This is a genomic window from Shewanella sp. 553, assembly GCF_059338375.1.
The window spans coordinates 799,294-824,441 of the sequence record NZ_CM181701.1 but is presented as its reverse complement, the minus strand read 5'-3'; the positions used below and the strand labels follow the sequence as shown (position 1 = coordinate 824,441).

Sequence of the window (25,148 nt, the reverse complement as noted above, 5' to 3'; positions counted from 1 at the left end):
GCGGGACTATTTCTAGAACACCTCGACACCTAAAAGGAATTAATAATGAGCCAAGCCCCAAGTATTAAGACATTAAAAATCAAGAATTTTGGTTGTATAGGGAGCCAGCCCATTGAGCTAGATATCGACAACATAGTAGTTTTGGTTGGCCCTAATAATGCGGGGAAAAGTACGATTCTAAAAGCATATGAGGCTGTCACTGATTGTTTAAAATTAGAGCAAGATGATTTTCACAACAAGCAAGTTAGCGTGGATAGTTTTCCTGAAATAGAAGTACATTCTGTGGCCATCGAAGATAATAAACCTGGAGATGAATGGTGTTTAGATCAAGGTGACGGAACATATCTAATAAGAGAAAAGTGGAAGTGGACTGGAACCAATAAAGAGCCTGTGAGAGTCGGGTTTAACGTTGCTCTTGATAGATGGGCGCAAGAAGGCGACCAAGAAAGAATGCCTTGGGGAACAAATAATGTGGCAAAAGCTAGAAGACCAAAACCACATAGAGTGAATACATTCGATGATCCAGAGGTTCAGTCTAAGGCTATTACATCTCTTTTGAAAAGTTTGCTCGAAGATAGTATCAAAACAATTAAAGAGAATGAAGAAGACGAAAAAACCAAGTATGAATTACTTGTGGAAAGCTTAAAGGATTTGCGAGACTCATCAAAAATAACGCAACAAGAAAGTATCGAAGGCCTAGAAGGTACTGCAAATGAAATTATTAGCAAAATATTCCCAAGCCAAGAATTAAAGATATCTGCTCCAGAAAGCTCAGCCCCAATTAAAATTGATCTCTTAGGTAACGAGTTCTCAATCGAGATGGGGCCTATAGGTGGCTTGACATTTCCTTTAGAAAAACAAGGTAGTGGAAGCAGAAGAACTGCACTATGGACGATACTTAAGCTGTTGGCCGATAATGGCATTCGAGCCAAAGCTGCTGGAAAAACAGCAAAATCACATCATGAACCGGTTGGCCCAAATACAGCTCATGTTTTATTACTTGATGAACCCGAGGTGAGTTTACACCCATCTGCTACAGAAGTCGCAAGAGATGTACTTTATTCTCTTCCTGATAATGAAAATTGGCAGATAATGGTTGCAACACACTCTCCTAGCTTTATTGACCTGACAAAAGACCACACTACGATTATTAGAGTTGATAAAACTCAAAATGATGACATTGAAACCACCACTTTGTTTAAGCCTGAATCCGCACAGTTAGATGAAGATGACAAAGAAAATTTAAAGTTAATTAACTTATTTGACTCGCATATATCCGAAGCTTTTTTTGGTGGAAAAGTTCTTATCGTTGAAGGTGATACTGAATACTCTGCTTTTAACTACATCAAGAATAAAGAGATTGAATCAGATAACAATTCGTATCACGATCTAAATATCATAAGAGCAAGAGGGAAAGTAACCGTTGCGTCAATGATGAAAGTCTTAAACCACTTCGGTAAAAAGTTCTACGCGCTACATGACACTGATGTTCCAACAGTAAAATCTAAGAGAAAAAATAAAGAGTTGAGTGTTAATGGTGCAATTGTTTATGACCAATTTACGATGGCAAATCCAGCTTGGACTAACAACGAGAAAATTCTTGCTCAAATGACAGAAAAATCAAGAGTAGTTGCTTCTGTGATCAACTTTGAAGATGCTTACTTTGACGAAACTATTGGCAGTGATAAGCCAGAAAACTGTATAAAACATATTAAAGAAGAACAAGATATGTACCAAAAAATTAAAGGCTTATTGGACGGTATTCTTGAACTTGGAGAACATGGATTACCTGCAGGTGCAGTAGCTTGGTCGGATATGTCGGAACTAAGTGATGTCGTTCAGGCCCGCCTTTCATCAGTTACAATCAATGCTGAAGAATAGAAATATAATCGGGTAGCCGGAGGTATCTAGCCTCCAGCCCCCACGCCACCCTGCATGCGGCTCCGCACACGACTAAATGGATTTAGGAGGTAGGGCGAAGCAGGATGCCAAAGCCGAGGGCGGTTCATTTAGAACACCTAATTCATTTTCTGATTAGGTGTTCTAAATGAACTGCGATCCATCCATCTCTCAGTGAATATAATCCTGCTTTCTTCAGATACTCATTGCTCAGCGCTTGCTGTATTCCTGGTGTTTTAGATCTACGCTAAGGGCCTTTACTTGTGATCCCATAAGGTTAAATCGAAGAGACTGATAATCCAGTGTAAACACATTTTTGACCTTCCGAGGCAGGGATGCCGAGGCAGAGCTCACAAGGATGTGCTCGTAGCGTGTCACAAATGTGTTTGCACATGAAGCCTGCGGCAGGCAATTGATAAACCATGAAGCTATGGTTTAAAACTCACCTTACAAATACCAAAAACAGGTAAGTACTTAAATAAAACAATGAAACTACTCTCCCCACCTCAAAAGAGTGCTGGCACATGGCCCACCGCAGGTGATAGGTTGCCATGAAGGTACGACCTTCAAACACACCAAATCAATGACGATGCGGCCAAACGCTACCACCAAAAATATTACCCAATTTGTTATTCGACAAATCCCCTCCCCCTATGGTTTACCCCCCCACTTTTAGTGTAAAATCTCCCCTTTCGTCAATCATCAAGTCAGACTCAGCCAACATAGAGCCAGATAATGCCAAACGCCCTGTTTTACCTGATGCCGCAAACACTTCCTAAAGCTGGGCAACCTGCAGCCGCAGCAGCTACGGTGACATCGGCGCTCGATGATGTTTACCGTTTGGCGTGCCAACTTGCACAGCAAGCGTTTGCTCGCCAGCAATTGGTGTATATTCATTGCAACGATCAGCAGCAAGCCTATGCCATTGACGAAATATTATGGCAATTTGAGCCCACAGCATTCGTGCCCCACAACCTAAAAGGTGAAGGGCCAACGGGCGGCGCGCCAGTGGAAATTGGCTTTGATAAGCTCGGCCCCAATAAAAATCGTCATCTTCTGATAAATCTTGCAGACCAAGCGCCGCAATTTGCGGTAAACTTTGGCCAGATTATCGACTTCGTTGCTAACGATGCTGCCATGAAAGCGACCGCCCGCGATCGTTATCGTCAGTATCGCCAGTTAGGGATCCCCCTGACGACCCAACAACCAATTAATTAGTTTGAGAAGCACACGCTCCTATGGAAAAGACATACAACCCGCAGTCAATCGAACAAAGCCTCTACCAGAACTGGGAAGAGAAAGGTTACTTTAAGCCCCACGGCGATGAGTCAAAAGGCAACTATTGCATCATGATCCCGCCACCAAACGTGACGGGCAGTCTGCATATGGGCCATGCCTTCCAAGATACCATCATGGATACTTTGACCCGTTACCAGCGCATGAAGGGCAAAAACACCCTTTGGCAGGTGGGTACCGACCATGCGGGTATTGCCACCCAGATGCTGGTTGAGCGCAAAGTAGAAGCCGAAGAGGGTAAGAGCCGTCACGATCTCGGTCGCGATGCCTTTATCGAGCGCATCTGGGATTGGAAAAACCAATCGGGCGGCACCATCACTAAACAGCTACGTCGTCTTGGCGCATCGGTTGATTGGGATCGTGAGCGTTTCACCATGGACGAAGGGATGTCTGAAGCGGTACAAGAGGTGTTTGTTCGTCTGTATGAAGATGAGCTCATCTACCGTGGTAAGCGCCTCGTTAACTGGGATCCTAAGCTGCACACCGCGATCTCTGATCTCGAAGTTGAGAACAAAGAGAAGCAAGGTAGCATGTGGCATTTTCGCTACCCGCTGGCCGATGGCGCACTGACCGCTGACGGAAAAGACTACCTTGAAGTGGCCACTACGCGCCCTGAAACCATGTTAGGTGACAGCGCCGTTGCAGTGCACCCTGATGATGAGCGTTATCAATCACTGATTGGCAAATTTATCCTGCTGCCTATCGTTAACCGCCGCATTCCGATCATTGCCGACGATTACGTCGACATGGAATTTGGTACCGGTTGTGTCAAAATCACCCCGGCCCATGACTTTAACGACTACGAAGTCGGTAAACGTCACAACCTACCCATGTTTAACATCTTAACCATGGACGCGGCGATCCGCTCAACGGCTGAAGTGGTTAACAGCGACGGCACCGCCAACAGCGAGTTAGACAACGCTCTGCCAGAGCGTTATGCCGGCCTTGACCGTTTTAAAGCCCGTAGCGCCATTGTTGAAGAGTTTGAAACCTTAGGCCTGCTGGGCAAAATTGATCCCCACGGATTAAAAGTGCCTTATGGCGATCGCTCTGGTGTGGTGATTGAGCCACTACTGACCGACCAATGGTATGTTGCCGTAGCGCCAATGGCGAAAACCGCCATGGAAGCGGTTGAAAACGGTGATATCAAATTTGTACCGCAGCAGTATGAGAACATGTACAACTCTTGGATGCGTGACATTCAAGATTGGTGTATCTCACGCCAGCTATGGTGGGGACACCGTATTCCTGCTTGGTATGACGAAGCGGGTAAAGTGTACGTGGGCCGCGATGAAAGCGAAGTACGTGCTAAGCACGGCTTAGCCGACACCGTTGTGCTACGCCAAGACCCTGATGTACTGGACACTTGGTTTAGTTCAGCGTTATGGACCTTCTCAACCTTAGGCTGGCCAGAAGATACTAAGGCGCTTAAAACCTTCCACCCAACGGATGTGTTGGTGACAGGTTTTGACATCATCTTCTTCTGGGTGGCGCGCATGATCATGATGACCATGCACTTCATTAAAGATGAAAATGGCAAACCACAAGTGCCGTTTAAGACGGTCTATGTGACAGGCCTTATCCGCGATGAAGCGGGTAACAAGATGTCTAAGTCTAAGGGTAACGTGCTCGATCCTCTGGATATGATTGACGGTATCGATCTTGAAACCTTAGTTGAGAAGCGCACCGGCAACATGATGCAGCCTCAACTAGCCGCAAAGATTGAAAAGAGCACCCGTAAAGAGTTTAGCGATGGCATCGAAGCTCACGGTACTGACGCACTGCGTTTCACCTTGGCATCAATGGCTTCAACTGGCCGCGATATCAACTGGGACATGAAGCGTCTCGACGGTTACCGCAGCTTCTGTAACAAGATCTGGAACGCATCACGCTACGTGTTAATGAACACCGAAGTGCAAGCGGATGATGCTGCAGATGATGCTGTAGGCGAGCCATTAGATTGTGGTCAACATGGCGGCGAAATGGAGCTGTCATTGGCCGATCGCTGGATTATCGGTCTGTTTAATCAAACCGTGAAAACCTATGATGAGCACATGGAAAACTACCGCTTCGACTTGGCGGCCAACACCATTTATGAGTTCACTTGGAACCAGTTCTGTGACTGGTACCTAGAGCTCACTAAGCCTGTGATGCAAAGCGGCACTGACGCCCAGCTTCGTGGTACTCGCCACACCTTGGTGACCATCCTTGAAGCGATGCAGCGCCTGATGCACCCCATGATGCCTTACCTCACTGAGACGATTTGGCAGCGCGTTAAACCGCTAGCTGGCGTTGAAGGCGACACCTTGATGCTCGCGCCGTTCCCTGAGTATCAGGCAGATAAAGTCGATGCCACCGCGATGGAAGATCTTGAGTGGGTGAAGCAAGTGATCACCGCGGTACGTAATATTCGCGCCGAGCTTAACATCGCCCCAAGCAAGCCGCTTAATGCACTGCTGCGTGGCGTAAGTGAGCGCGACAAGGCCCGTATTGAGACCAACCAAGCCTTCTTTAAGACCTTGGCTAAACTTGAAAGCATGACCATTCTTGGCGACAACGACACTGCGCCTATGTCGACCACTCAGTTGATTGGTGACATGGAGCTGTTGATCCCAATGGCGGGGCTTATCGATGTGGCGGCAGAGATGGCGCGTATCGACAAGCAGCTTGAGAAGCTAGCGGGTGAGTTTAAGCGTATCGAAGGTAAGCTGTCTAACCCAGGTTTCGTAGCGAAAGCCCCTGCTGCCGTGATTGAAAAAGAGCGTGCTAAGCAAGCGGAATACCAACGTGATATGGACAAGCTCACCGAGCAAAAAGCAGAACTTGCCAAGCTGGAAGCTTAACCGCGTTTGAAAGCTGCAAGGTTTTAGGGCTGAAAGGTTTAAAAGCTGAAAACCTAGAGACTTAACCGCTTAACAAGAAAGGCAGTCATAAGACTGCCTTTTTTATTGCCTAACACCTTTATTGCTAATGCTTTCATGGCTTAAGTCTATATTGCCTAAACCATTATTATAAAAGCTATGGCGCTATAGGCTTAACTAAAAGGGCTCACACCTTGTAATGAGCAATATCAGCTTCCATCGATTCGGCGAGTCTGGCTAAATCCTCGGTCGCGGCGCTGCTCTGCCTTGCCCCTTCTGCGGTTTGATCTGAGATCTCGCTAATATTAGTGATGTTAATATTGATCTCCTCAGTTACCGAGCTTTGCTCCTCTGAAGCAGTCGCAATTTGTGCATTTAAGCCATTGATCTGCTCGATGCTATTCATGATCAACTGTAATGCTTCTCGCACCGAGAGGGATTTATCGACACTCAGTTTCACCTGCTCGGTGCCACTTTGCATCTTCTGCATCGAACTTTGCGCGCCCTGTTGTAACCGCTGAATCATCTTCTGGATCTCTTCGGTAGAGTCTTGAGTGCGCTTAGCGAGCGAACGTACCTCGTCGGCCACCACAGCAAATCCTCGTCCCTGTTCGCCTGCCCTTGCCGCCTCAATCGCTGCGTTCAATGCGAGTAGGTTAGTTTGTTCTGAAATAGCCTGGATCACATCGACTACGCTACCAATCTCATTTGAGTGCTGTGCGAGTAGCGTCATCGCTTCGCTCGCACTGGTCAACTCTGTGGCAAGCGCTTCGATAACCGAGATACTCTCATTGACTACGGTTTGCGCCCCGTGGGCGGCACTATTCGCCTCCTCTGACACTGTTGCCGCCGCAGCAGCACTTTGCGCTACCTCACGCACGGTCGCGGTAAACTCATGAATCGCCGTGGCGATAAGCTGGGTTTGTTGTTGCTGGTCTAAGACGTTACGCTGGGTCTGCGTTGACACCACGGCGTTCTCTTCGGCTGAGCTAGCCAAACGAGATGTGGATTGATGGGTATTGTTGACCGCCTTTTGGAAGTCTGACGCGATCCGATTAACATTGTCGGCAATATGGGCAAACTCATCGCTACCGCCAAGTGTAATGCGCTTGGTGAGATCTCCCGCGGCAATATCGATCGCGGTAGCTTCTAATTGAGTGACTGACTCACTGACCCGTTTGATGATAAGCATTGAGCTGACGCTAATGACTAACATACTGATGCCAGAGAAAATTGCCACCAGCCAGATATACTGAGCAATATTATCTTCAGATAGCTCAAAACTGTGCTTCGCCTCGCCGATTTGGAGATCTAAGAACCCTTGAGCCTCGCCAGTGATATCTTTAAATAGTGGGTTGATTTTCGTCAACAGGAGATGATTCGATTGAGTATAATCACCATTACTTAAGGCTGCTATGGCGGGTTTAAAGCCCTCTTCTGTCACCTTGTCGAGTAAGTTAACGAGTCGATTGACCTGCTGGCGCTCACTATCATCTAAATTTGAGCTTAAAATCTCGTTATCGACAATATCGTGCAGCTTTTTAATCGATGCCTTACTGGCATCGATATGAAACTCAAGGGGATGATTGTGCATATCGGCAAACTGACTACTGGGATCATGTTGAAACCCAAGCAATAGGCCGCTACGGGCCTTCTCTAGCTCGTTTAATACTGTACCAGCCCGAATGCTGTGCTGCATGCCTTGGGTGTAAAGCTCACCAATCGAATCCCCGGCCTGCTGCATTCCGGTTATCCCTTTATACCCCAAAAACAAAAAAGCGATAATGCTCAAAAACACATTGAGCTTTAACTGAAAGCGCACTGATTTGAAGCGTTCAAAAAAACGCAGGCCTTTGGTGGATGATGCCAGTGTATTGGCTTGAAGCAATTCGTTTTCTAACCGAGACATACCGATTTTCCTTGATTCACCCTAGTCGACAGGATAAAGATGATGATTTGAAACGACACCATATTTATTGTCGGGCAGTCTAACAAGCGCTATATATCAATACTTGGGGGGAGATCAATATATAAGAAACAGTTTGAACAACATCCAGAAGTATAAACTTTAAAAACAACAGCTTAACCAAAAACGGCTGCGTAAGCAGTGAATGAATATCACTCATCCTTAGCGTCAATATTTTTACTAACGTCAACAAACCAGATTAACCATTGTTTTTATTGACTAATTTCTTTAAACAATTGCTTTATCATATTAATGCAATCAAAATAGCGCCAAAATGATCATGGAATGTTAATAATGAAACAATGGTTACTCCTGCCCCTCATACTGGGGTTGATGGCTTGTAGTGGTGGTGGCGTAGAGGACAACTCCCCTAGCATCCCAGACAGTGGTACAGGTGAAGGCAACATTATCCCGCCAACCACGCCGCCTCCGACTACACCCGATCCGGATCCAGAGCCTAATCCCGATCCAACCCCAGATCCGGAGCCAGAGCCTAACCCAGATCCTGATCCGGAGCCAGAGCCAACCCCGGAGCCGGAGCCTGTGCAGCCACCCGATGTTGAACTGGGCCCAGACTTGCAGGGGTGGAACCATCAGCTGCAAACCCTCATCGCCGAGGTGGCCGTCTATAACCAGGGCACCGTGAGCTACCGCTGGCAGCAACTGAGCGGCCCAAGCGTGAACTTATCGGGCGCAGATACCGCCGTGTTAACCATTGATGCCACTGCATTAGAGCAAGATGCCGACATCAGCTTATCGCTAGAGGTTACCGATGGCGCAGGTCAACGCAGTCAAGATCAGCTGACATTGAGCCTTAAAGATCAGATCAGCGCCGCCATTCGCACTGGGGATGCTGGCCAAATGAGTGGCTTTGAGACTCAGGTGATCGACCGCGCCGTCAACCTTATCGCTCAGTATCGCCAAGAGCATCTGACGATGCTGCGCGAGATTTATCAAAATGATGTGGTGCGTTATGACTCGGGTCAACAATCGCAAATGATCCAGATCATCTCCGCCGCCAATGCCTACCCCAACAGCAAACGTTTCGAACTGGTGCGCGGCAATAATGGCCGTATTTTCGCGGCGACCAGTGAAACGGCAGGCCAGCGTAACGCCGCGTTTGGCTCAGATATCATCTCTGGTATGCAAGAGGGCAATAATCTCGATTTTGAACCCAGTATGCTGCGACTCTTAGGTTGGTTGTTAGCCCAAGATGCCACCACCTTGCCTCAAGCAAAGCAGGTCAAATTGCTAATGATGGGCGATTGGAGCAATAACCGTATTACAGCATGGTTAGGTAAACAGTTCCCCGATTGGCAAGTGACGCGCTGCAATGTGGCCGCCGAGCTCAGCGACTGCTTAGCCGATGCTCAGCTGGTGATCACTGGCTCAAGCGGCGATTTTAGCGACGCACTGGTCAGCGACAACCTAACGCGCCTACAACAGGCTGGTACACCACTGCTTTATCAGCATATGCACAGTTGGAACAGCGTGCCGCTCACTCAAACTGTGCTCAACACCATGGGATTTGCCATGCAAGGTCCGGGTGGACCAGGTAACTATTTTGGTGCCGATAAAGCCGACTGGGCTAACTATAGCGCCATGTTTAACGCTAAACCCTCGTTAACCCAAGAGAGTCTATGGTTAAGCCTACTAAGGGATGAAACAGCGCCGTTTAATTTAGCGGCCTGCGCCACTGGCTGCGATGCTCGCTTTAATAACGATTATCGCCCCGCCCTCAATCATATTCGTAGCCAGATAGTTGGGTTTGATAGCCAAAAACTCGACATTTTCAGCCTAGATGATCACCAGCTGTACAAATACCTGATCATGCTGGGCGATGTGTATCGCCATGACATTAGCTACCCTATGAATGTGGCGACCACTGCCACCATGGACTATTTAAAGGCTTTTTTTGCCGATCATACGGTTTATTACACGCGTGATATCAATGCGGTGCCGCTCGATTTAGGTAACTTCAGCCGCACCGATTTTAGCCATATCACCCCGATGAGTCAGCAGGTCAAGTTGGTCAGCAAGCAAGGGTTTCGATCGGCGGGTGTCTATGCACTGCCCGGACAAACCGTTAAGGTCACCCGCACCGATGACAGCCCACTGCGCGCTTGGGTATTTATTAATACCCAGCGCTCAGGCTCAACCCATGAGTTTGCCAATAATGGCTATAACCGCGCTAAGTTTTTACAATCACCCCATATTGAAATTAAGCCGGGTGAAACTATTAAGCTGACCTCCCCCTACGGCGGTCCATTGCAGGTCAGTTTTAATGCCAACGATCTCCCGGTGACACTGTCGTTTACGACTGTAGGGCAACACCCCTATTGGCGTGAAGGGATGGACGGCACCGCCTTTTTACAAGCACTCGACAAAGGTGACTACGATTGGGCTGAGCTGGCCACACCGCACTTTGAGGTGCATTCTCGCCTCGATAAGATGCGCAGCACCATGAGCCATGAGCCGCTATGGGACACCCCAGAGAAAATGGGGCAGGCTATCATGACCCATGTGCATAACTACCCTCACCTACTGGCGGGTTTTCAAGGCCCATTTATTGAAAGGGTCGATGAAATTCATGACTTTGCCGCCAGCAAAGGGCTGACCATCAATCAGCTCGACATCGTTAAACACATGAATGCGGATCAACCCACCTGCGGTGCAGGCTGCTCGGGTAACCCCTACGATGCGGGCTGGTCATTTAGCCCTACCGGACATGGCGATATTCATGAGTTAGGCCATGGCTTAGAAAGCTGGCGCCTACGTTTCAACGGCCATGAGGGGCACGCCTCAACCAACCCTTACTCCTATTACAGCAAGTCTCGCGCCTACCTTGAAAGCGGCAAGTTACCACAATGCCAAGGGCTAGAGATAAGCGATGAATTTGCCACCTTGCAAGCGAGCCAAAATGAAGTCGATCCCTTTGCTTATATGCAGGCGGCTAAGCTCACTGGCTGGTCTAATGGTATGGCGATTATGCTGCAATCTATGGTCGTGGCGCAGCAACAAGGACCCCTGCAAAACGGTTGGCACCTGCTTGCACGACTGCACATTGTACTGCGTGCATTTGAGCGGGCGCAGGCCGATGAAGCAAGTTGGCTGGCGGATCGCGCAGGGATAGGATTTGACCAATTCAGTTTGGATGATGCTAAAAACATGAGCCAAAACGATTTCTTGATGATCGCCATGAGCTACTCAACTGGCTTAGATTATCGTGACTTCTATCAAATGTGGGGACTGGAGACCACTGATGCCGCTAAGGCTCAGGTGGCCAGCTTTGTTTATCCCTTAGTGAACAAATCTGTCTATGTGTACCAACCGGGTGACTATTGCTTTGGCTTAGACTTACTCGAGGTACCAGTTGATGGCACTCAAGCTTGGCCACTCTAATCGGCCTGAGCTAATTGCTTAACCACGGTTAAATCATCTCGCGAGCATCTTAGGTGCTCGCTTTTTTCATCTTGTTATCCACCTTTATAGCCCTCTCATCTATCACCTAACTGATGCCATTTGCTTTGCAGCGGCAAGACTAAGCGCTGTAACACCAAGCACATTGACAACAATCACTTTGGTTTTTAGGGCGAAATTTAGGTAAAGTGTGCCACTAGATCACACACTATTAGCGCAATATCAACATTATTGCCTATAAAACAACAATAAAGAGTACCCATCACATTTAATAAGCGATGACTTATCGATCAACAAATGGACGAATGCAAAGGTAAACTCAATAGCTGGTCATATTAAATTTACCCCGTAGTAACAGCCCATTTTAAGCATCAGTCAGCAGCACATCATTAATGGGATTGGGATAATAATAAGAAGGAAGGGTATGAGCGATTCCAACAATACTTACGCAGATAACGACCTGCGTGAAGTGAAACAGCTGGGTATGTGGGCCTCCATTGCCAGCTTAAGTTATATTTTTTGGATTGTCGGCGGCATGGAGCTAGTAGAGCGTATCGCTTACTACGGCGTCAAAGCCAGTGCTGGCCTGTATGCCAAAGCGCCGGTGTCTGAAGGCGGTTTGGGCATTAGTTTGCACGACTATGGCGTTATCATCTCTATTTGGGCCTTGATGCAAACCTTTATTCCTGTGTTTACTGGGGGCATTTCCGATCGCGTCGGTTACAAGGAAACAATTTTCGCCTCCACCTTAATCAAAATTGGCGGCTATTTAGTAATGGCCTTATTCCCCAGTTTCTGGGGGTTCCTGTTTGGTGCCATGTTATTAGCAGGCGGTACCGGCATCTTTAAACCCGGTATTCAAGGCACCTTAGTGCTATCGACGGGGAGACAAAACACCTCGATGGCGTGGGGTATTTTTTATCAGGTCGTCAACATTGGGGGCTTCTTAGGGCCGCTCGTTGCCGTGCATATGCGCCAGCTCTCTTGGGACAATGTGTTTTATGCCTGCGCGGCAATTATTTCGCTCAACTTTCTCTTTTTACTGGCCTATAAAGAGCCGGGGAAAGATGAGCGTTTAGCGCGTAACCTACAGATAAAAAATGGCGAAGTGACCCAGCAAGCCCTATGGAAAGATGCTTGGCATGAACTGAAAAAACCAGTCGTGATCTACTATATGTTGGTGTTTGCTGGTTTCTGGTTTCTGTTTAACTCGTTATTTGATGTGCTACCTATCCACATTGCCGAATGGGTCGATACCAGCGTAATTGTCACCAGTTTGTTTGGCCCTGAGGGCACCTCAAACGGTATATTGCAGTTCTGGCTCGGGCTCGATAACAGCGGCACTAAGGTGATGCCAGAAGGCATGCTTAACCTTAACGCTGGCATGATCATGACCAGTTGCTTCTTAGTCGCGGCGCTCACTGCTAAATACCGTATCACCACCGCCATGTTAGGTGGCTGCTTATTGAGTATCTTAGCCTTTGTGTTCATTGGCGCGACCAATGCAGCTTGGATGATTGTACTGGCCATCGCCATGTTCTCTTTCGGTGAGATGATGATTAGCCCGAAAAAGAACGAATTTATGGGCAACATTGCCCCCGAAGGTAAAAAAGCCATGTACTTGGGCTTTGTGATGCTCCCCCAAGGGATAGGCTGGGGATTGGAAGGCTATTTTGGCCCTAAGCTATATGAGATTTATGCCTCAAAAGAGATCTTCTCCCGTGAGCTATTAGCTGAGCGCGGCATGAGTGTGAACGATGTGGCGGCGATCCCACAGGGTGAAGCCTTCACCACCTTGGTAAGCTATACCGGCGAGTCGGCGCAATCGCTCACCACCTTGCTGTATAACACCCACAATATCGGTATGGCGTGGTATATCATCGCGGCAATCGGCACTATTTCGGCTGTGGGGATTTTCCTTTACGGTAAATGGTTGCTTAAATTACAACAAAGTCAGTAAGTGGCTTGTTTAAGGGCTGGTGATTGACACACAAAGAGGGCAAATTATTTGCCCTCTTTTATCTCACTCACATATCGACTTAGCCCTAATGACATCTGAGCGCGATTTGACCTTATCCCCATGGATGACAACCTAAGCTGTGAATACGCGCGATTCATGGGAGTGACATTCATATGCAATCAGAACACTCATTCAAAATACTCAATCTAAGTTACTCAATGTAAGTATGCGGTCTGAATACTCGGCCATAAAAAAGGGGACCGAATCGGTCCCCAAAATCTTGCTTTATCTCAGTGAACTACTAGCAGGGATGAGCTCACCTAACGAGATTTATTATTATGGCTATCTTGGGTACACATACGTGTTAATGAGCGCCTCCCATATGAACCTTATCAACACCGTAAGTCTTACCTTCAGCGTGACAGGTTGCACAAGACTCAACTGGCAAGTTCGAAATTGAACCTGGATCGTCCTGAACATAGGCCCCATTACTCTTGAAGTGAGCCAGCGCAGACGCTTCAACGTGACAGCTACGACAAGATTCAGCCACTGGAGAGATAAAGCCTGCATCGGTTTCAATTGAACGCTTACCAGAAGTTAGTCCACCATCGGCTGCAAAGAAAGTAGCACCATCTTTATGACAAGCTTGACAATCAGTTTCAACTGCAGAGAAACCATTCAGGTTACCATCTTCATCACGATAAACTCCTGCTTCGCCATCCCAGTGACCACTATGGAAACGGTGAGCGACAGTAACAAGATCGCGGTTAGCAAAAGTTAAGCCTTCTACAGCTTCCCAAATATCATTACCATCAGCATCTTTTTTACCAGTGTTGAAAGTAACGGTAGGGTGGAAGCTTGGAACGGCACCTAAATTCTCACTATGACAAGCTACACATTGCGTAAACTCAGTCGTTCCGTGGGTTCCTTTAGGGTAAGTAAGGTTACCATGACAAGCATTACATTTTGCTTCGCTAACAGTTGTACGGTCAGCATCAGCAATGCGCATTTCAACTGCTGCGGCACCATCTGTAAGATTAAAATATTTGGTTTCCGCTTGATTTGCCACGCCAATTTCATGACCAGTGCACTTAACGATCTTGCCTGCTTCACCACATACTTGAACTTCTGCAGTCGCATATATTGGCCCAACCAACTCGTCAGTATCGAACTCGGCTTGATTGACCAATACACCACCAGCACCCATAACGCCGCCAGTGAAGTTCATTTTGAAGCTTCCAGCAGAAGCATAACCATGTGCAATATCACCAGTATCAGCATCTAAGCGACCGATTAAGAAGCCACGAGTAGCACTGGTCATATAGTCAGTAATCTCGGCATATGTTGCTGCATCAAGTGCTACACCATTCATAGTCACTTTTGAAGTAACAACCAATGTGCTCTTACCTGCCGTAGCCGATGCAAGGATTTCTGTCGACTGGATGTCGATAATAAACTTGTCAGCTAGCTCATCTCTGCCACCCACTTTATGCGCAACTGCAGGGCTGAGTCCACCAATATGACAGGTCATACAGGCTGAATCATCTGCTTGTGGCAAAGTATACTCAGAGTGGCCTTCACCGGTTTCAAAGTTAACGGTAACGTGACACCCCACACACGCTTCGCGGTAGACATTAACGTTCCACTGCTCACCGTTATCGTGACAAGTGGTACATTCGTTAAGCTCAGCAGGGAAGTGGATCTCACCAAACTCGTCTAATGCCTCTCCTTTTAACACGCCCCACTCTGCAAGATGACCACCGGCGTGAATGGTGTGGATCATTGCGTTGAAGTTAAGGTTATAACCTCTTTCAGGATCGTTTTGATCGGTGGCATTAGCGGGGTTATGACACGCCACACAATTTTCCACTTTTTGATAGTTGTGGTGGGCGCCAATATTGGCGATGCGCATATCACCATCACCATAGCCTTTCAGCTCACTGTGACACTGAATACACGCAGCATTGGATACCGCATCTTTAGCCGATACGGCTAATTCACCCGTGGCAGGAATGAAATCTAGCGGAGTAGAAAGTAACTTATCCGAGATCCCTTCACCACTTGCATCGGTTACATCATAACTACGGATCATCACCCTAAATAAACTATTAGGATCACCCGCGGCAGAGACAACAGGCGCATTACCATCATGTTCCCATGTGCCCATATAGGTACCTGGATTTTCAGGATCTTCCACCAGAGTACAGGCATCGACTACATTACCCCTGCGATCCGTTGTATCACCCGTTGGCGTACAGTACATGCTCGAGCCAAACTCATTGACCAATGCATTGTTAGACCACAACATGGGCGCGCCAACATCAGTAGTGTTGACCACTTCATTGGTGACATATAAGGCTATCTTATCTAACCCCGTAAACGGAACCTCTTCTCCTTTAGCATTCTTGCCGGTCACGTCGAACTTGAGGCTAAAAGCATCAGTGCCCACAACGACGATATCGGCAGGTTGTAAGGTTAGCATGAAGTCTGCTGCTGAATTGACCGTATTGACTGTAGAACCAGTTGGAGTCCCTGGACTACCTGGCTCACCTGGGATCCCAGGGGCGCCGGGTGCACCGTCTTGGCCATCATCACCATCACTACATGCGCTCACGCCAATGGCACACATGAGTGCCATGGCTAATAACGTTGTTTTATTTTTTTTCATCGCCATATCCCTTTCTAGGTATTTGCTGCTATTGCAGTAACCCAAATATAAGGCAGGCAATACAAATTGTTAGTGAATTGTGTTCGAGTTGTGACTGTAATTGATAGATTCATGAATGGAAATTTCGAAATCTGCAACGGTAAATTTCAATATTTAAAACAGAGGGTCAGCTTTGGCCAGTGGCCAGCAATTGTTTAAGTAATTGAACCATTAGCGCACGCTGCTCGGTTGAATAACGTCGATATTCTGGTGCATTTTCAATAAGTAAATATTGTGGAGACATGCTATCACCATGCAAACGTTGCACCTGTTCACTAGGCAATGCCATCACTTTGATACCGGGTAAAGCGGTGCAAATCAGCGCCTCTGAGCAAGGTAAGAATGACAAGGAGCCCATGGTGAGTAAGTGGCTATACCATTCATCTCGTGAGCAGACTCTATCGATCCCCTCAAGAGTAAGCCCCGCTTGGCGAGCAAACACTTCTAAGGGATCGATCTTATCATTAAAGCCTTTGCCATTTAGGCACAAAAACGGAAATTGGCAGATGGCCTCTAAGGTCAGTTCTGAAGCATCCGTCCAAATCGCATGGCTTTGATGGGCCGCAACACAAAGCTGTGACAAATCACCGACAGGTTCAATACTCAGCGTATGTTCACTGTCGGCGGCGAAAGCGATGCCCATATCCAGTTCACCATTGTGAATACTGTCGGCTGATTCATTGTCCCAAGTCACAAACTGCAGTTGGCCCATTAACTGACGATGCTCACTTTGGGCAAAGGCTAACGATAAGCTGGCCAAAATGCTGGGGATCACCGCCACTTTGAAACAGCCTCGGCTGGGCTCACAGGTTTGATCCACCAGCGATTGCTCTATTTTTAACACCGCATCACAAAACTGACAGACAGGCTCATATAAAAACTCCGCCATGGGGGTGGGTTTTAACCCCAGTTGACGGCGATAAAACAACTCATCATCAAAGGTGGCGCGTAACATATTTAAACAACGGCTAATTTTTGGCGCAGAGACATTAAGTTGTTTGGCGGCGACGTTGGCGTGTCCTGTTTGAAAGATCACCTTAAATACCATTAAGCAAAACACGTCGAGCTCACTGATCTTTTTTAAGGTTTGACTCATCATCGGCACTATTGTCTATGAGGGTTATCATCTGTTTATAGCATAGCCAATAATCGCCACACTAGCGGCTTGATCACACATTTGAAAACAAACCGTTAACAATTGTAATCATCATGGTCTTGCGTTTAGCTGGGGCTAGCAAATACACCAAGCGGCGCGATTGATCACGGCGAACTATATTGTCGCCACCTCATGAGGTGTCAACTCGCGGCTTTGGCCTGGTTGCAGGTGCTCATCCAACGCTAAGGTGCCAACCGATAAACGGTGCAGCGCCACGACAGGATTGCGAAAACGGCCAAACATACGCTTAATTTGGTGATATCGCCCCTCATACAAGGTCACTAATGCTTGATGCCCCAGTGCAGCGTTCACTATGGTTAACTGAGCTGGCAAGGTGGTGATATCTTCAAATGCAAAATAAAACCCTTGAGCAAAGGCCTCAATATACTCCTGACTCAAGGGTTTTTTAAGGGTCACTAAATAGGTTTTAGCCACTTTATGGTCTGGCGCCATAATGCGTTTAGACCACTGGCCATCATTGGTCAGGAGCACTAGACCAGAGGTATTGAGATCGAGCCTGCCTACAATATGCAGATCGCGATTATCAGTGCCATCGAGCAAGTCGATGACCGTTTTGTGCTGCTCATCTTTGGTGGCGCATACCACTCCCACAGGCTTGTGTAACATGATGTAACGTGCGCGGCGCTGCTGCAGCACCTGGCCGTCAAAAACGATATGACTAAATTGGTCGACCGCTAAATCAATATCACGGGCTAGTTGGCCGTCAACCGTCACCCGCCCTTGGGCCAGAATTAGCCGTATCTGCTTTTTGGGGATCTGCGTATGGCTGCTAATAAACCTGTCTAACCTCGCCCGTTTAGACTGCATTATGACTCACCTACAAGGCCAGTTGTAGGCGTCACTTTATAGGCACAGCGGCGAGCGCCCTCAATAATGTGCTCCTCTCTGCTGACAGTTGCGACCCCCTCAAATAACCATTGAAAAAGCTGTAACTCTGAGCGGCAAAAATTGACACAACTGCTGGCTGCGGCGCAAATAGGACAATGATTTTCCAGCAGCCAAAAGTGATTATCCTCTTGCTCAACGGTGGCGACATAGCCTTCGTCGGTTCTTAGTCTGGCAAGGGCATGCAGTTTATCGAGCACACTGGCATGATGCGCCAATGCACTTTGATAAAGCACTTTACTGGCTTCTTCTCTGTGGCTGATCAATTGTGCTAATCCACTATCGCCAAACACAACCTTAACCGACTCAATCAGTTGGTGAGTTAAATCATCATGTTTATCAGGGAACAAGGCGTCACTTTTCTTGGTGAGAGACCAATAGCGTGTCGGCCGACCACGACTCGCCTTGCGATCGTCAAAGGCCAGCATCCCGGCCTCTTCTAACCCTTGCAGATGCTGGCGCACCCCCATGGTGGTTAATGAAAACTGTTCAGCTAAGGTCTTGGCGGTACACGGCCCAGTCACTTTAATATAATCGACTATTTTTTCACTGGTTTTCTTGGTCACTCTCGGCTCCCGGCTCAGACTGCTATCTGACTATTATCTGCGATCAATCATGTCGAGCCAACCAATAAGTAAACTTTTTTATTTACTTTATTGTTTACAAACTTAAGTAAAGCATCTACTTTATAAATTATTAAATAAACAAAAAGGTTTACAATATGAATCTCCTCATCGTCAGTGCCAGCCAAAGAACCCCATCTCAAAGCGCCAATGTCGCGCGATATATTGCAGAGCATAGCCCTCAATTTCAGTCCATTAACCATGTTGAACTGTGTCAGTATCAGCTACCTTTTTGGGATGGTGACAGGGCGAGTCCTGCATTACTCGATAGCGACTGGCACAGTATTGACCAGCAGGTGAAACAGGCCGATGCCTTAGTGCTTATCACGCCAGAATGGGGCGGCATGGCATCGCCCTTATTAAAGAATTTTCTGCTGCTGTGTGATGGTCAAGACACCGCCCACAAACCGGCGCTATTAGTGGCGGTATCGAGCGGCATAAGCGGCGCCTACCCAATTGCCGAGCTCAAAATGAATGCACTAAAGAACAACAAACTGGTGCCCATTCCCGATCACCTGATCATTAGAAACAGTGAAAATGTGCTGCAACAAGGTCCGCAAGATGCGCGCGAACAACACCTCAGAGCGCGCATTGATTACAGCCTACACATGCTGCATCAATACGCCCTCGCCTTAGCCACCATTCGCCATAACCACCAGCATCAAGCTTACCCAAAACAGCAGGAATACAGCTACGGCATGTAGCTTTAAGCCATGTACATAAGGAGTAAATCATGATCCATTTAGAGCATGTGAATTTAGTCGTTAAAGATATCAACACCAGCCTAGCCTTCTATCAGGCGGCATTGCCTCACTGGGCGATCCGCGGGGGTGGCGAAGGGACTTGGTATGGCAAGCCACGCCATTGGGTACACTTTGGTGATGACTATCAATATTTGGCCTTGAATGATGATGGTGAAGCGAACAATCGAGAATTGACAGGTCATCAAGTCGGGCTGGCCCATTTTGCGTTTGTCACCCATGATCTTGACGGCGTCATCAAACGGTTAACTCAAGCGGGATTTGCAGTCGACAAAGAAGGCGTGAGCGCTCCACACCGCCGCAATGCCTATTTTATTGATCCTGACGGATTTGAAGTGGAGTTTGTCCAATATGTAAGCGACAACCCAAGTGAGCGCAATCATTACGAAAACGCCGGTTAGTAGTAACTGACTCACCGATGCTTGGACCCATTATCCCTGATAAGCATCGCATCTTAGTTAAGCAGTTAACACAGGCGATTTAGCTGCTTACCTTAACCAGATCGGCTGAGTAAACATAACGCTTGCGAGTAACACAGCCCTTTATCCTAGCCCTTTGACACTTAGGATAACCGACAGTCTTATATTAAAGTTTGTTGATAAATAGACTCTAAAGCGAGTACATCGTTGCACAAATTTCTATTGCCATTACACTAAGGCAAAATCGTTTTAAGTGACTTTAAATTCCCTATGAGTGACCCATTTCACTACACCACCCAATTTACCCTCGATAAAGCCTATTATGCAGAATGCTTTGACCAATCGGTGACGCAGGACACATCGATAAAAGCCTATTACAAAGCCATCGGCTTTATTGTTATTGGCACGGCGCTTCTGCTCACTGGCAGTAATAGCTATGCTTCATGGTTTATTATCGGCCTTGGGGTACTGGAAGCACTTAGTGTTAAATTTAAACGATCATGGTGGCTGATAAGGCAGATGTGGAGCAAAGCCGCAGGTAATGAAACCACCCTGACCGTAGATGAGCGCGGCATTAGCACTCAGTCTTATTGCGTCAACACCCTCATTGCTTGGGATGAGATGTATCGCATTAAAGAAACCGATAAAGGTTTCCTCATCACCTTAGCCAAAGGCACCAGTTACGTATCAAAAAGTCATCTGAATCCTCAGGCCTGCGATTTTATTAGGGCTAAGATATAAGCAGTTTGGGCCTACTGAGCCGATAAAGCTCACCGACGAAAATCAATATTAACTGGCCCACGGTATGTGAGTATAGTTAAACGCAAAAGGAGCAAAGAGTCAGCTTGAATTAACTGACTCTCGCTTAGGTAAACTAAGATCATTGTTAATAAAAAATATTCATCAATCTCGGCAAACAGAGCGTTGTCGATCAATTTTGGAGTCACCATGAACCATAAAAAACATGCGTTAACCGCGCTTGTTGCTGGCTCGGCGCTACTATTGTCAGCCTGCCAAACCACCAATCCATACACTAATGAATCGCAAAATGCCAAAGCCACCAATGGGGCGATTATTGGCGCGATTGCTGGCGCCGCTATTGGCGTGGCCTCTTCAAGCAAGAGCGATCGCGGTAAAGGTGCCTTGATCGGCGCCGCATCTGGGGCGGCTGTTGGTGGCGGGGTTGGTTATTATATGGATGTACAAGAAGCCGAGCTGCGTAAACAACTACAATCGACGGGGGTAAGTGTAACCCGTAGTGGCGATAATATTATTTTGAATATGCCCAACGAAGTGACCTTTGGTGTTGACCAGAGTCAACTGAGTACACGTGCACAGCAAGTGCTCAACAGCGTCGCGTTAGTGGCTAAAGAATATGATGAAACCAGACTGAATATTATTGGCTATACCGATAGCACGGGAAGTGAGTCATATAATTTACGACTATCACAAGTTCGTGCCAGTGAAGTGGCCAACTACTTGATGTCACAAAATGTTGCACCTGTACGTATCGCCTCACAAGGCATGGGCGAGTCACGTCCTATTGCGAGTAACAGTACTGAACAAGGTCGAGCACAAAATCGCCGCGTTGAAATAGTGTTAAGCCCCATTAATTAAGGCCAATTGCCGCCTTAATACCAGCGTGACGGCTCAGGCTGCCATTTTGCACCTCTCTCGATTGCAAACCTCGGCAGCCTGAACATCACTATTAGGTTAGGCTTTTTTGATTTCACCTACAGGCAAAATGGTGCGCCCATATTCGGCGTTGATCACCTGAGCCATGGCAAAATAGATGGCACTGGCGCCACAGATAATGCCTTCAAACCCCGCAATCGTGCCAATTAACTCACTGCCAGTAAAATCACGCGCCGCCAGTAAAAAGAACAATAGCGTCAAAGACCCAAACACAAACTGTTTTGCCCTTGGGTAGCGCAGCGAGGCCACAAACATAAAGGCAGTAAAGGTGCCCCACAATGCCAAATACCAGCCCATAAAGTGTGCTGGGCTCGCAGCAATCCCGCCATTAGGCAAGATGATAAGCCCTACCAAGGTCAGCCAGAATAAACCGTATGAGGTAAAGGCTGTGGTACCAAAGGTGTCGCCTCTGACAAAACACATAATCCCTACAATCACTTGCCCTAGTCCGCCATAAAACATCCCCATTGCGAGGATCATAGCGTCAATGGGAAAATATCCAGCGTTGTGAATATTGAGTAAAATAGTGGTCATGCCAAATCCCATTAAGCCTAAAGGCGCAGGATTTGCGAAAGTGGTAGACATTAAATTCCCCTAATCAATTGCAATGCAGAAATACGCGATCTCCTATAGGTCGCGCAGCAAGCGGCGGATTCTAGAGCAGCTGCAGTACGACAGCAATCCACAGCCACATTCGAGCAAAATTAAATGAAATAGTATTTAAATACAGATAGTTGCGCTTAGATCGTGGCGGGACACCATATTTGAGGGGGTATATAATCCAATATAATCATAAAGATAGATAAACCCGTCACAAAAGCGAGACCAACATCACAAATAGACAGTTAGCATGACGCGCATCACAACGAGTAAGTACCACTGAGCTTATCGCCTTCTCAAGGCGAGGCAATAGTGCCGCTTATTGTGATCAAGCACACGCAACCAACCATAACGAGACATGGATCGCAAAATTAAGCGGCATATCCTAAAAAACCAGCATGGCTGATCTAGATCAGGTTAAAGTCGCGCGAAACATCGCACCATGCGCCCAGCCTACGACCAGCCCGACACTGCAGGGGGGTCGCTCTGTGAGGCTGTTTATCCTTAGGTGATATCAAATGCCTTACCCGTGGCTCCATTAGCAACGACGATAAGCTTATGACCCCATCCTTGTCATCACCGTCTCAACCTTGGAGTAAACACTCGTCGGTGGTTAAGTCAATGACTTTACCTAAGAGGTTATGATGCAGAAAAATAGACACGCTGGGTTATGTTAAAAGGCGGTATTACGTCATTTAGTGGGAGCATTGTGAGCAGGTGATCCTATCCCCTACAGCCCAAGCATGCTAGTGAATCGACAACTGTATCACTTTGTATCAACCTTATTGAAACAACAGCTTAAAAACGGCTTCAGTGTTAATCTGTAGTGTAGGAATTTAATTACTTAATCACCCATGATCCCATAGCCATAATGAAAAAATTTATCACTGCACTACTAACGACAGCTTTATTATCATTTGCAACCTATGCCAATGAGACTGTCGACTGCAACAATAATAGCGAGTGCATCACCATTGGTATTTGGGATATCGGTATTGCTGTTGGCTATGGCGTAAAATCCAATCCCATCACCCAGTTCGATGACATTCCCATCTATATCACGCCAACCTTTGCTTACTACGGTGAAAAGTGGTTTTTAGATAACGGTAACCTTGGCTATAGCCTGCTTGAAAGCGAAAACATGACCGTTAATCTTGTCACCAGTTTTAGTGATGATAGTGCCTATTTTTCTCGCTGGGATCCCTCTAATATCTTTGTTGCTGGTGGCAGCCGAGTCTCAACAGGCAGCGCTAATTCAACATCATTTTGGGATTTAGACGATCTTTATGCATTACAATTTAATGAATTGGAGGAGCGAGATTTTACCGTTCTAGGTGGCGTTGAAGCCTTTTTATATACACCTGTTGGCATCTTCAATATGGCATGGGCTCACGATCTACTCGATGTTCATTCAGGTATGGAAGCTCAACTAAAATGGATGTATCGCTTTGCCATCGATCAATGGAAATTTGAACTAGCAAGCAGTGCCAATTGGAAAAGCCAAGAAGTGGTCAATTATTACTATGGTGTCAGAAGCAGCGAAAATTATTACTGGCACCAAGCTTACAATCCTGGTTCTGCGACCAACGTAAGCCTAACATTGACGACTCAATATATAATTAACTCACATTGGGCATTGTTATTTCTAGCCCGCTACACCGACCTGGCCGATGAGATAGTTGCCAGTCCCTTAGTCAATAAGCACAGCAGCAACACCTTCTTTGTTGGCGCTGCGTATAGGTTTTAAGACTAGTGTACTCGTTGATTATCCCATTTTTACATGCCACATTGCTGTGGTTCTTCTTAGCCAATAGCACTATGGCGACAGAAAGCGAACATACGGCCTCACTGTCGGTATCGCCACAATTTTGTATTACCGCCACTGAAGAACAAAGCTGTGAGATAGAATTGCACTTAAACTGGCATACCGCTATTCCGCAAGTGGTATGTGTTTTATCTAATTATCAAACCATACCTAAATGGTGCGCCGATACCGCAGACATTCATGCTCTGTCGCTGAAGGTTTCAAGTAAAGAAGATATTCAATTTATATTGATCAACAAACTGACGCACCAAACCTTAGCCAGTGCGCAATTAAACATTACCCCAACCTCGGAGCCCAAAACTCGGCGCCGCTATCGTAACCCCTGGAGTCTATTTTAATGTCAGAAGCTCAAGCGACCCATAGAGTCCTGCTTGTCGAAGACGATATCCGTCTAGCCAACCTCATCGTGGATTATTTAAAATCCCACGGAATGCATGTTGAAGTTGAGCGTCGTGGCGATACCGTACTCACTCGACTGCTCAATTATAAACCCGATATTATCTTGCTCGACATCATGCTACCTGGCATGGATGGGCTCACCTTGTGTGAAAAGCTACCCGACTATTTTGCTGGCCCTATCTTACTGATGAGCGCCATGGGCTCAAATGAAGACCAAATTAAAGGCCTAGAACTCGGCGCTGATGATTATGTCGTCAAGCCCGTCGATCCGGCCTTATTGATTGCTAGAATCAATAATCTGCTACGCCGCAAAGCGAAACCTATGCAGGCCGAATCACATTGTTTGACTTACGGACGTCTCAGTATCGATCCACACACGCAAACTATCCGTCTAGGAGATAAACAAGTCGACCTCACCAGCCATGAGTTTGAACTATTATGGTTGCTGGCCTCACAAGGTGGGCAGGTACTCAGCCGCCAATATATCTATCAATACCTTCTCAATATCGACTTCGATGGTAAAGATAGAAAGATAGATGTTCGCATCTCACGTTTACGCAAAAAGCTGGGGGACAATATTGATACGCCTTTTAGAATCAAAACCGTGTGGGGCCAAGGCTACCTATTTGCCCCCGAGGCATGGAACAATTAAGCG

Annotated in this window: 18 protein-coding genes; 12 read left to right on the top strand and 6 right to left on the bottom strand. The window is 46.9% G+C overall.

Annotated features, from left to right (window positions below; translation table 11 throughout):
• The first annotated feature begins 45 nt into the window (after positions 1-45).
• The 3 genes from AC5YBZ_RS03725 (at position 46) to AC5YBZ_RS03715 (ending at position 6,038) form a co-directional block, all read left to right on the top strand.
• Entirely contained in the window at positions 46-1,881 is a 1,836-nt protein-coding gene (locus AC5YBZ_RS03725; RefSeq protein WP_494543422.1) for an ATP-dependent nuclease, read from the top strand.
• A gap of 753 nt (positions 1,882-2,634) precedes the next feature.
• Entirely contained in the window at positions 2,635-3,117 is a 483-nt protein-coding gene (locus AC5YBZ_RS03720; RefSeq protein WP_110456003.1) for a DNA polymerase III subunit chi, read from the top strand.
• Between the two features lie 20 nt (positions 3,118-3,137).
• Entirely contained in the window at positions 3,138-6,038 is a 2,901-nt protein-coding gene (locus AC5YBZ_RS03715) for a valine--tRNA ligase (protein ID WP_494524376.1), read from the top strand.
• A gap of 205 nt (positions 6,039-6,243) precedes the next feature.
• On the opposite strand, the gene AC5YBZ_RS03710 is transcribed toward AC5YBZ_RS03715, so the two are convergent.
• The gene (locus AC5YBZ_RS03710) at positions 6,244-7,965 is read right to left on the bottom strand and encodes a methyl-accepting chemotaxis protein (protein ID WP_494543421.1); all 1,722 of its coding nucleotides are present in this window, start codon (positions 7,963-7,965) and stop codon (positions 6,244-6,246) included.
• A 351-nt stretch (positions 7,966-8,316) separates the two neighbouring features.
• Here AC5YBZ_RS03710 and AC5YBZ_RS03705 point away from each other — a divergent pair, with 351 nt between their 5' ends.
• Together AC5YBZ_RS03705 and AC5YBZ_RS03700 are read left to right on the top strand one after the other, a co-directional pair.
• Positions 8,317-11,424 (top strand): ImpA family metalloprotease, encoded by a 3,108-nt coding sequence (locus AC5YBZ_RS03705; protein WP_494543420.1) that lies wholly within the window; start codon positions 8,317-8,319, stop codon positions 11,422-11,424.
• Positions 11,425-11,866: 442 nt separating this feature from the next.
• On the top strand, positions 11,867-13,402 hold the full coding sequence (locus AC5YBZ_RS03700; protein WP_494519952.1) for an MFS transporter: 1,536 nt from the start codon (positions 11,867-11,869) through the stop codon (positions 13,400-13,402).
• A gap of 364 nt (positions 13,403-13,766) precedes the next feature.
• Here AC5YBZ_RS03700 and AC5YBZ_RS03695 read toward each other — a convergent pair whose 3' ends face one another.
• The 4 genes from AC5YBZ_RS03695 to AC5YBZ_RS03680 form a co-directional block, all read right to left on the bottom strand.
• A complete protein-coding gene (locus tag AC5YBZ_RS03695) occupies positions 13,767-16,070 on the bottom strand; it encodes an OmcA/MtrC family decaheme c-type cytochrome (protein WP_494543419.1) in 2,304 nt (767 codons plus the stop codon).
• A 166-nt stretch (positions 16,071-16,236) separates the two neighbouring features.
• A complete protein-coding gene (locus tag AC5YBZ_RS03690; protein ID WP_494519954.1) occupies positions 16,237-17,205 on the bottom strand; it encodes a LysR family transcriptional regulator in 969 nt (322 codons plus the stop codon).
• 174 nt (positions 17,206-17,379) lie between these two features.
• Positions 17,380-18,093 carry a pseudouridine synthase gene (locus AC5YBZ_RS03685; RefSeq protein ID WP_494543418.1) on the bottom strand — a complete coding sequence of 238 codons (714 nt, stop codon included), beginning with the start codon at positions 18,091-18,093 and terminating at the stop codon, positions 17,380-17,382.
• Entirely contained in the window at positions 18,093-18,737 is a 645-nt protein-coding gene (locus AC5YBZ_RS03680) for a helix-turn-helix transcriptional regulator (RefSeq protein ID WP_494519956.1), read from the bottom strand. Before AC5YBZ_RS03680 ends, AC5YBZ_RS03685 begins: the two co-directional genes overlap by 1 nt.
• A gap of 155 nt (positions 18,738-18,892) precedes the next feature.
• On the opposite strand from AC5YBZ_RS03680, the gene AC5YBZ_RS03675 reads away from it, so the two are divergent.
• The 4 genes from AC5YBZ_RS03675 (at position 18,893) to AC5YBZ_RS03660 (ending at position 21,591) form a co-directional block, all read left to right on the top strand.
• A complete protein-coding gene (locus tag AC5YBZ_RS03675) occupies positions 18,893-19,498 on the top strand; it encodes an NAD(P)H-dependent oxidoreductase (RefSeq protein ID WP_494519957.1) in 606 nt (201 codons plus the stop codon).
• A 29-nt stretch (positions 19,499-19,527) separates the two neighbouring features.
• The gene (locus AC5YBZ_RS03670) at positions 19,528-19,956 is read left to right on the top strand and encodes a VOC family protein (protein WP_494519958.1); all 429 of its coding nucleotides are present in this window, start codon (positions 19,528-19,530) and stop codon (positions 19,954-19,956) included.
• 288 nt (positions 19,957-20,244) lie between these two features.
• Positions 20,245-20,715 carry a YcxB family protein gene (locus AC5YBZ_RS03665; protein WP_494519959.1) on the top strand — a complete coding sequence of 157 codons (471 nt, stop codon included), beginning with the start codon at positions 20,245-20,247 and terminating at the stop codon, positions 20,713-20,715.
• A gap of 207 nt (positions 20,716-20,922) precedes the next feature.
• A complete protein-coding gene (locus AC5YBZ_RS03660; RefSeq protein ID WP_494524371.1) occupies positions 20,923-21,591 on the top strand; it encodes a YiaD family glycine zipper/OmpA-like lipoprotein in 669 nt (222 codons plus the stop codon).
• A 96-nt stretch (positions 21,592-21,687) separates the two neighbouring features.
• Here AC5YBZ_RS03660 and AC5YBZ_RS03655 read toward each other — a convergent pair whose 3' ends face one another.
• Positions 21,688-22,254 carry an acetate uptake transporter gene (locus tag AC5YBZ_RS03655; protein WP_475515956.1) on the bottom strand — a complete coding sequence of 189 codons (567 nt, stop codon included), beginning with the start codon at positions 22,252-22,254 and terminating at the stop codon, positions 21,688-21,690.
• An 886-nt stretch (positions 22,255-23,140) separates the two neighbouring features.
• Here AC5YBZ_RS03655 and AC5YBZ_RS03650 point away from each other — a divergent pair.
• From AC5YBZ_RS03650 to AC5YBZ_RS03640, 3 genes are read left to right on the top strand one after another with little or no spacing between them, the layout of a single operon-like run.
• Positions 23,141-24,016 carry a MipA/OmpV family protein gene (locus AC5YBZ_RS03650; protein WP_475515955.1) on the top strand — a complete coding sequence of 292 codons (876 nt, stop codon included), beginning with the start codon at positions 23,141-23,143 and terminating at the stop codon, positions 24,014-24,016.
• 5 nt (positions 24,017-24,021) lie between these two features.
• Complete coding sequence (locus tag AC5YBZ_RS03645; RefSeq protein ID WP_494519962.1) at positions 24,022-24,432, top strand: DUF3019 domain-containing protein; 411 nt, start codon at positions 24,022-24,024, stop codon at positions 24,430-24,432.
• Entirely contained in the window at positions 24,432-25,145 is a 714-nt protein-coding gene (locus AC5YBZ_RS03640) for a response regulator (RefSeq protein ID WP_475515953.1), read from the top strand. The genes AC5YBZ_RS03645 and AC5YBZ_RS03640 overlap by 1 nt, the downstream gene beginning before the upstream one ends.
• Positions 25,146-25,148 lie beyond the last annotated feature (3 nt).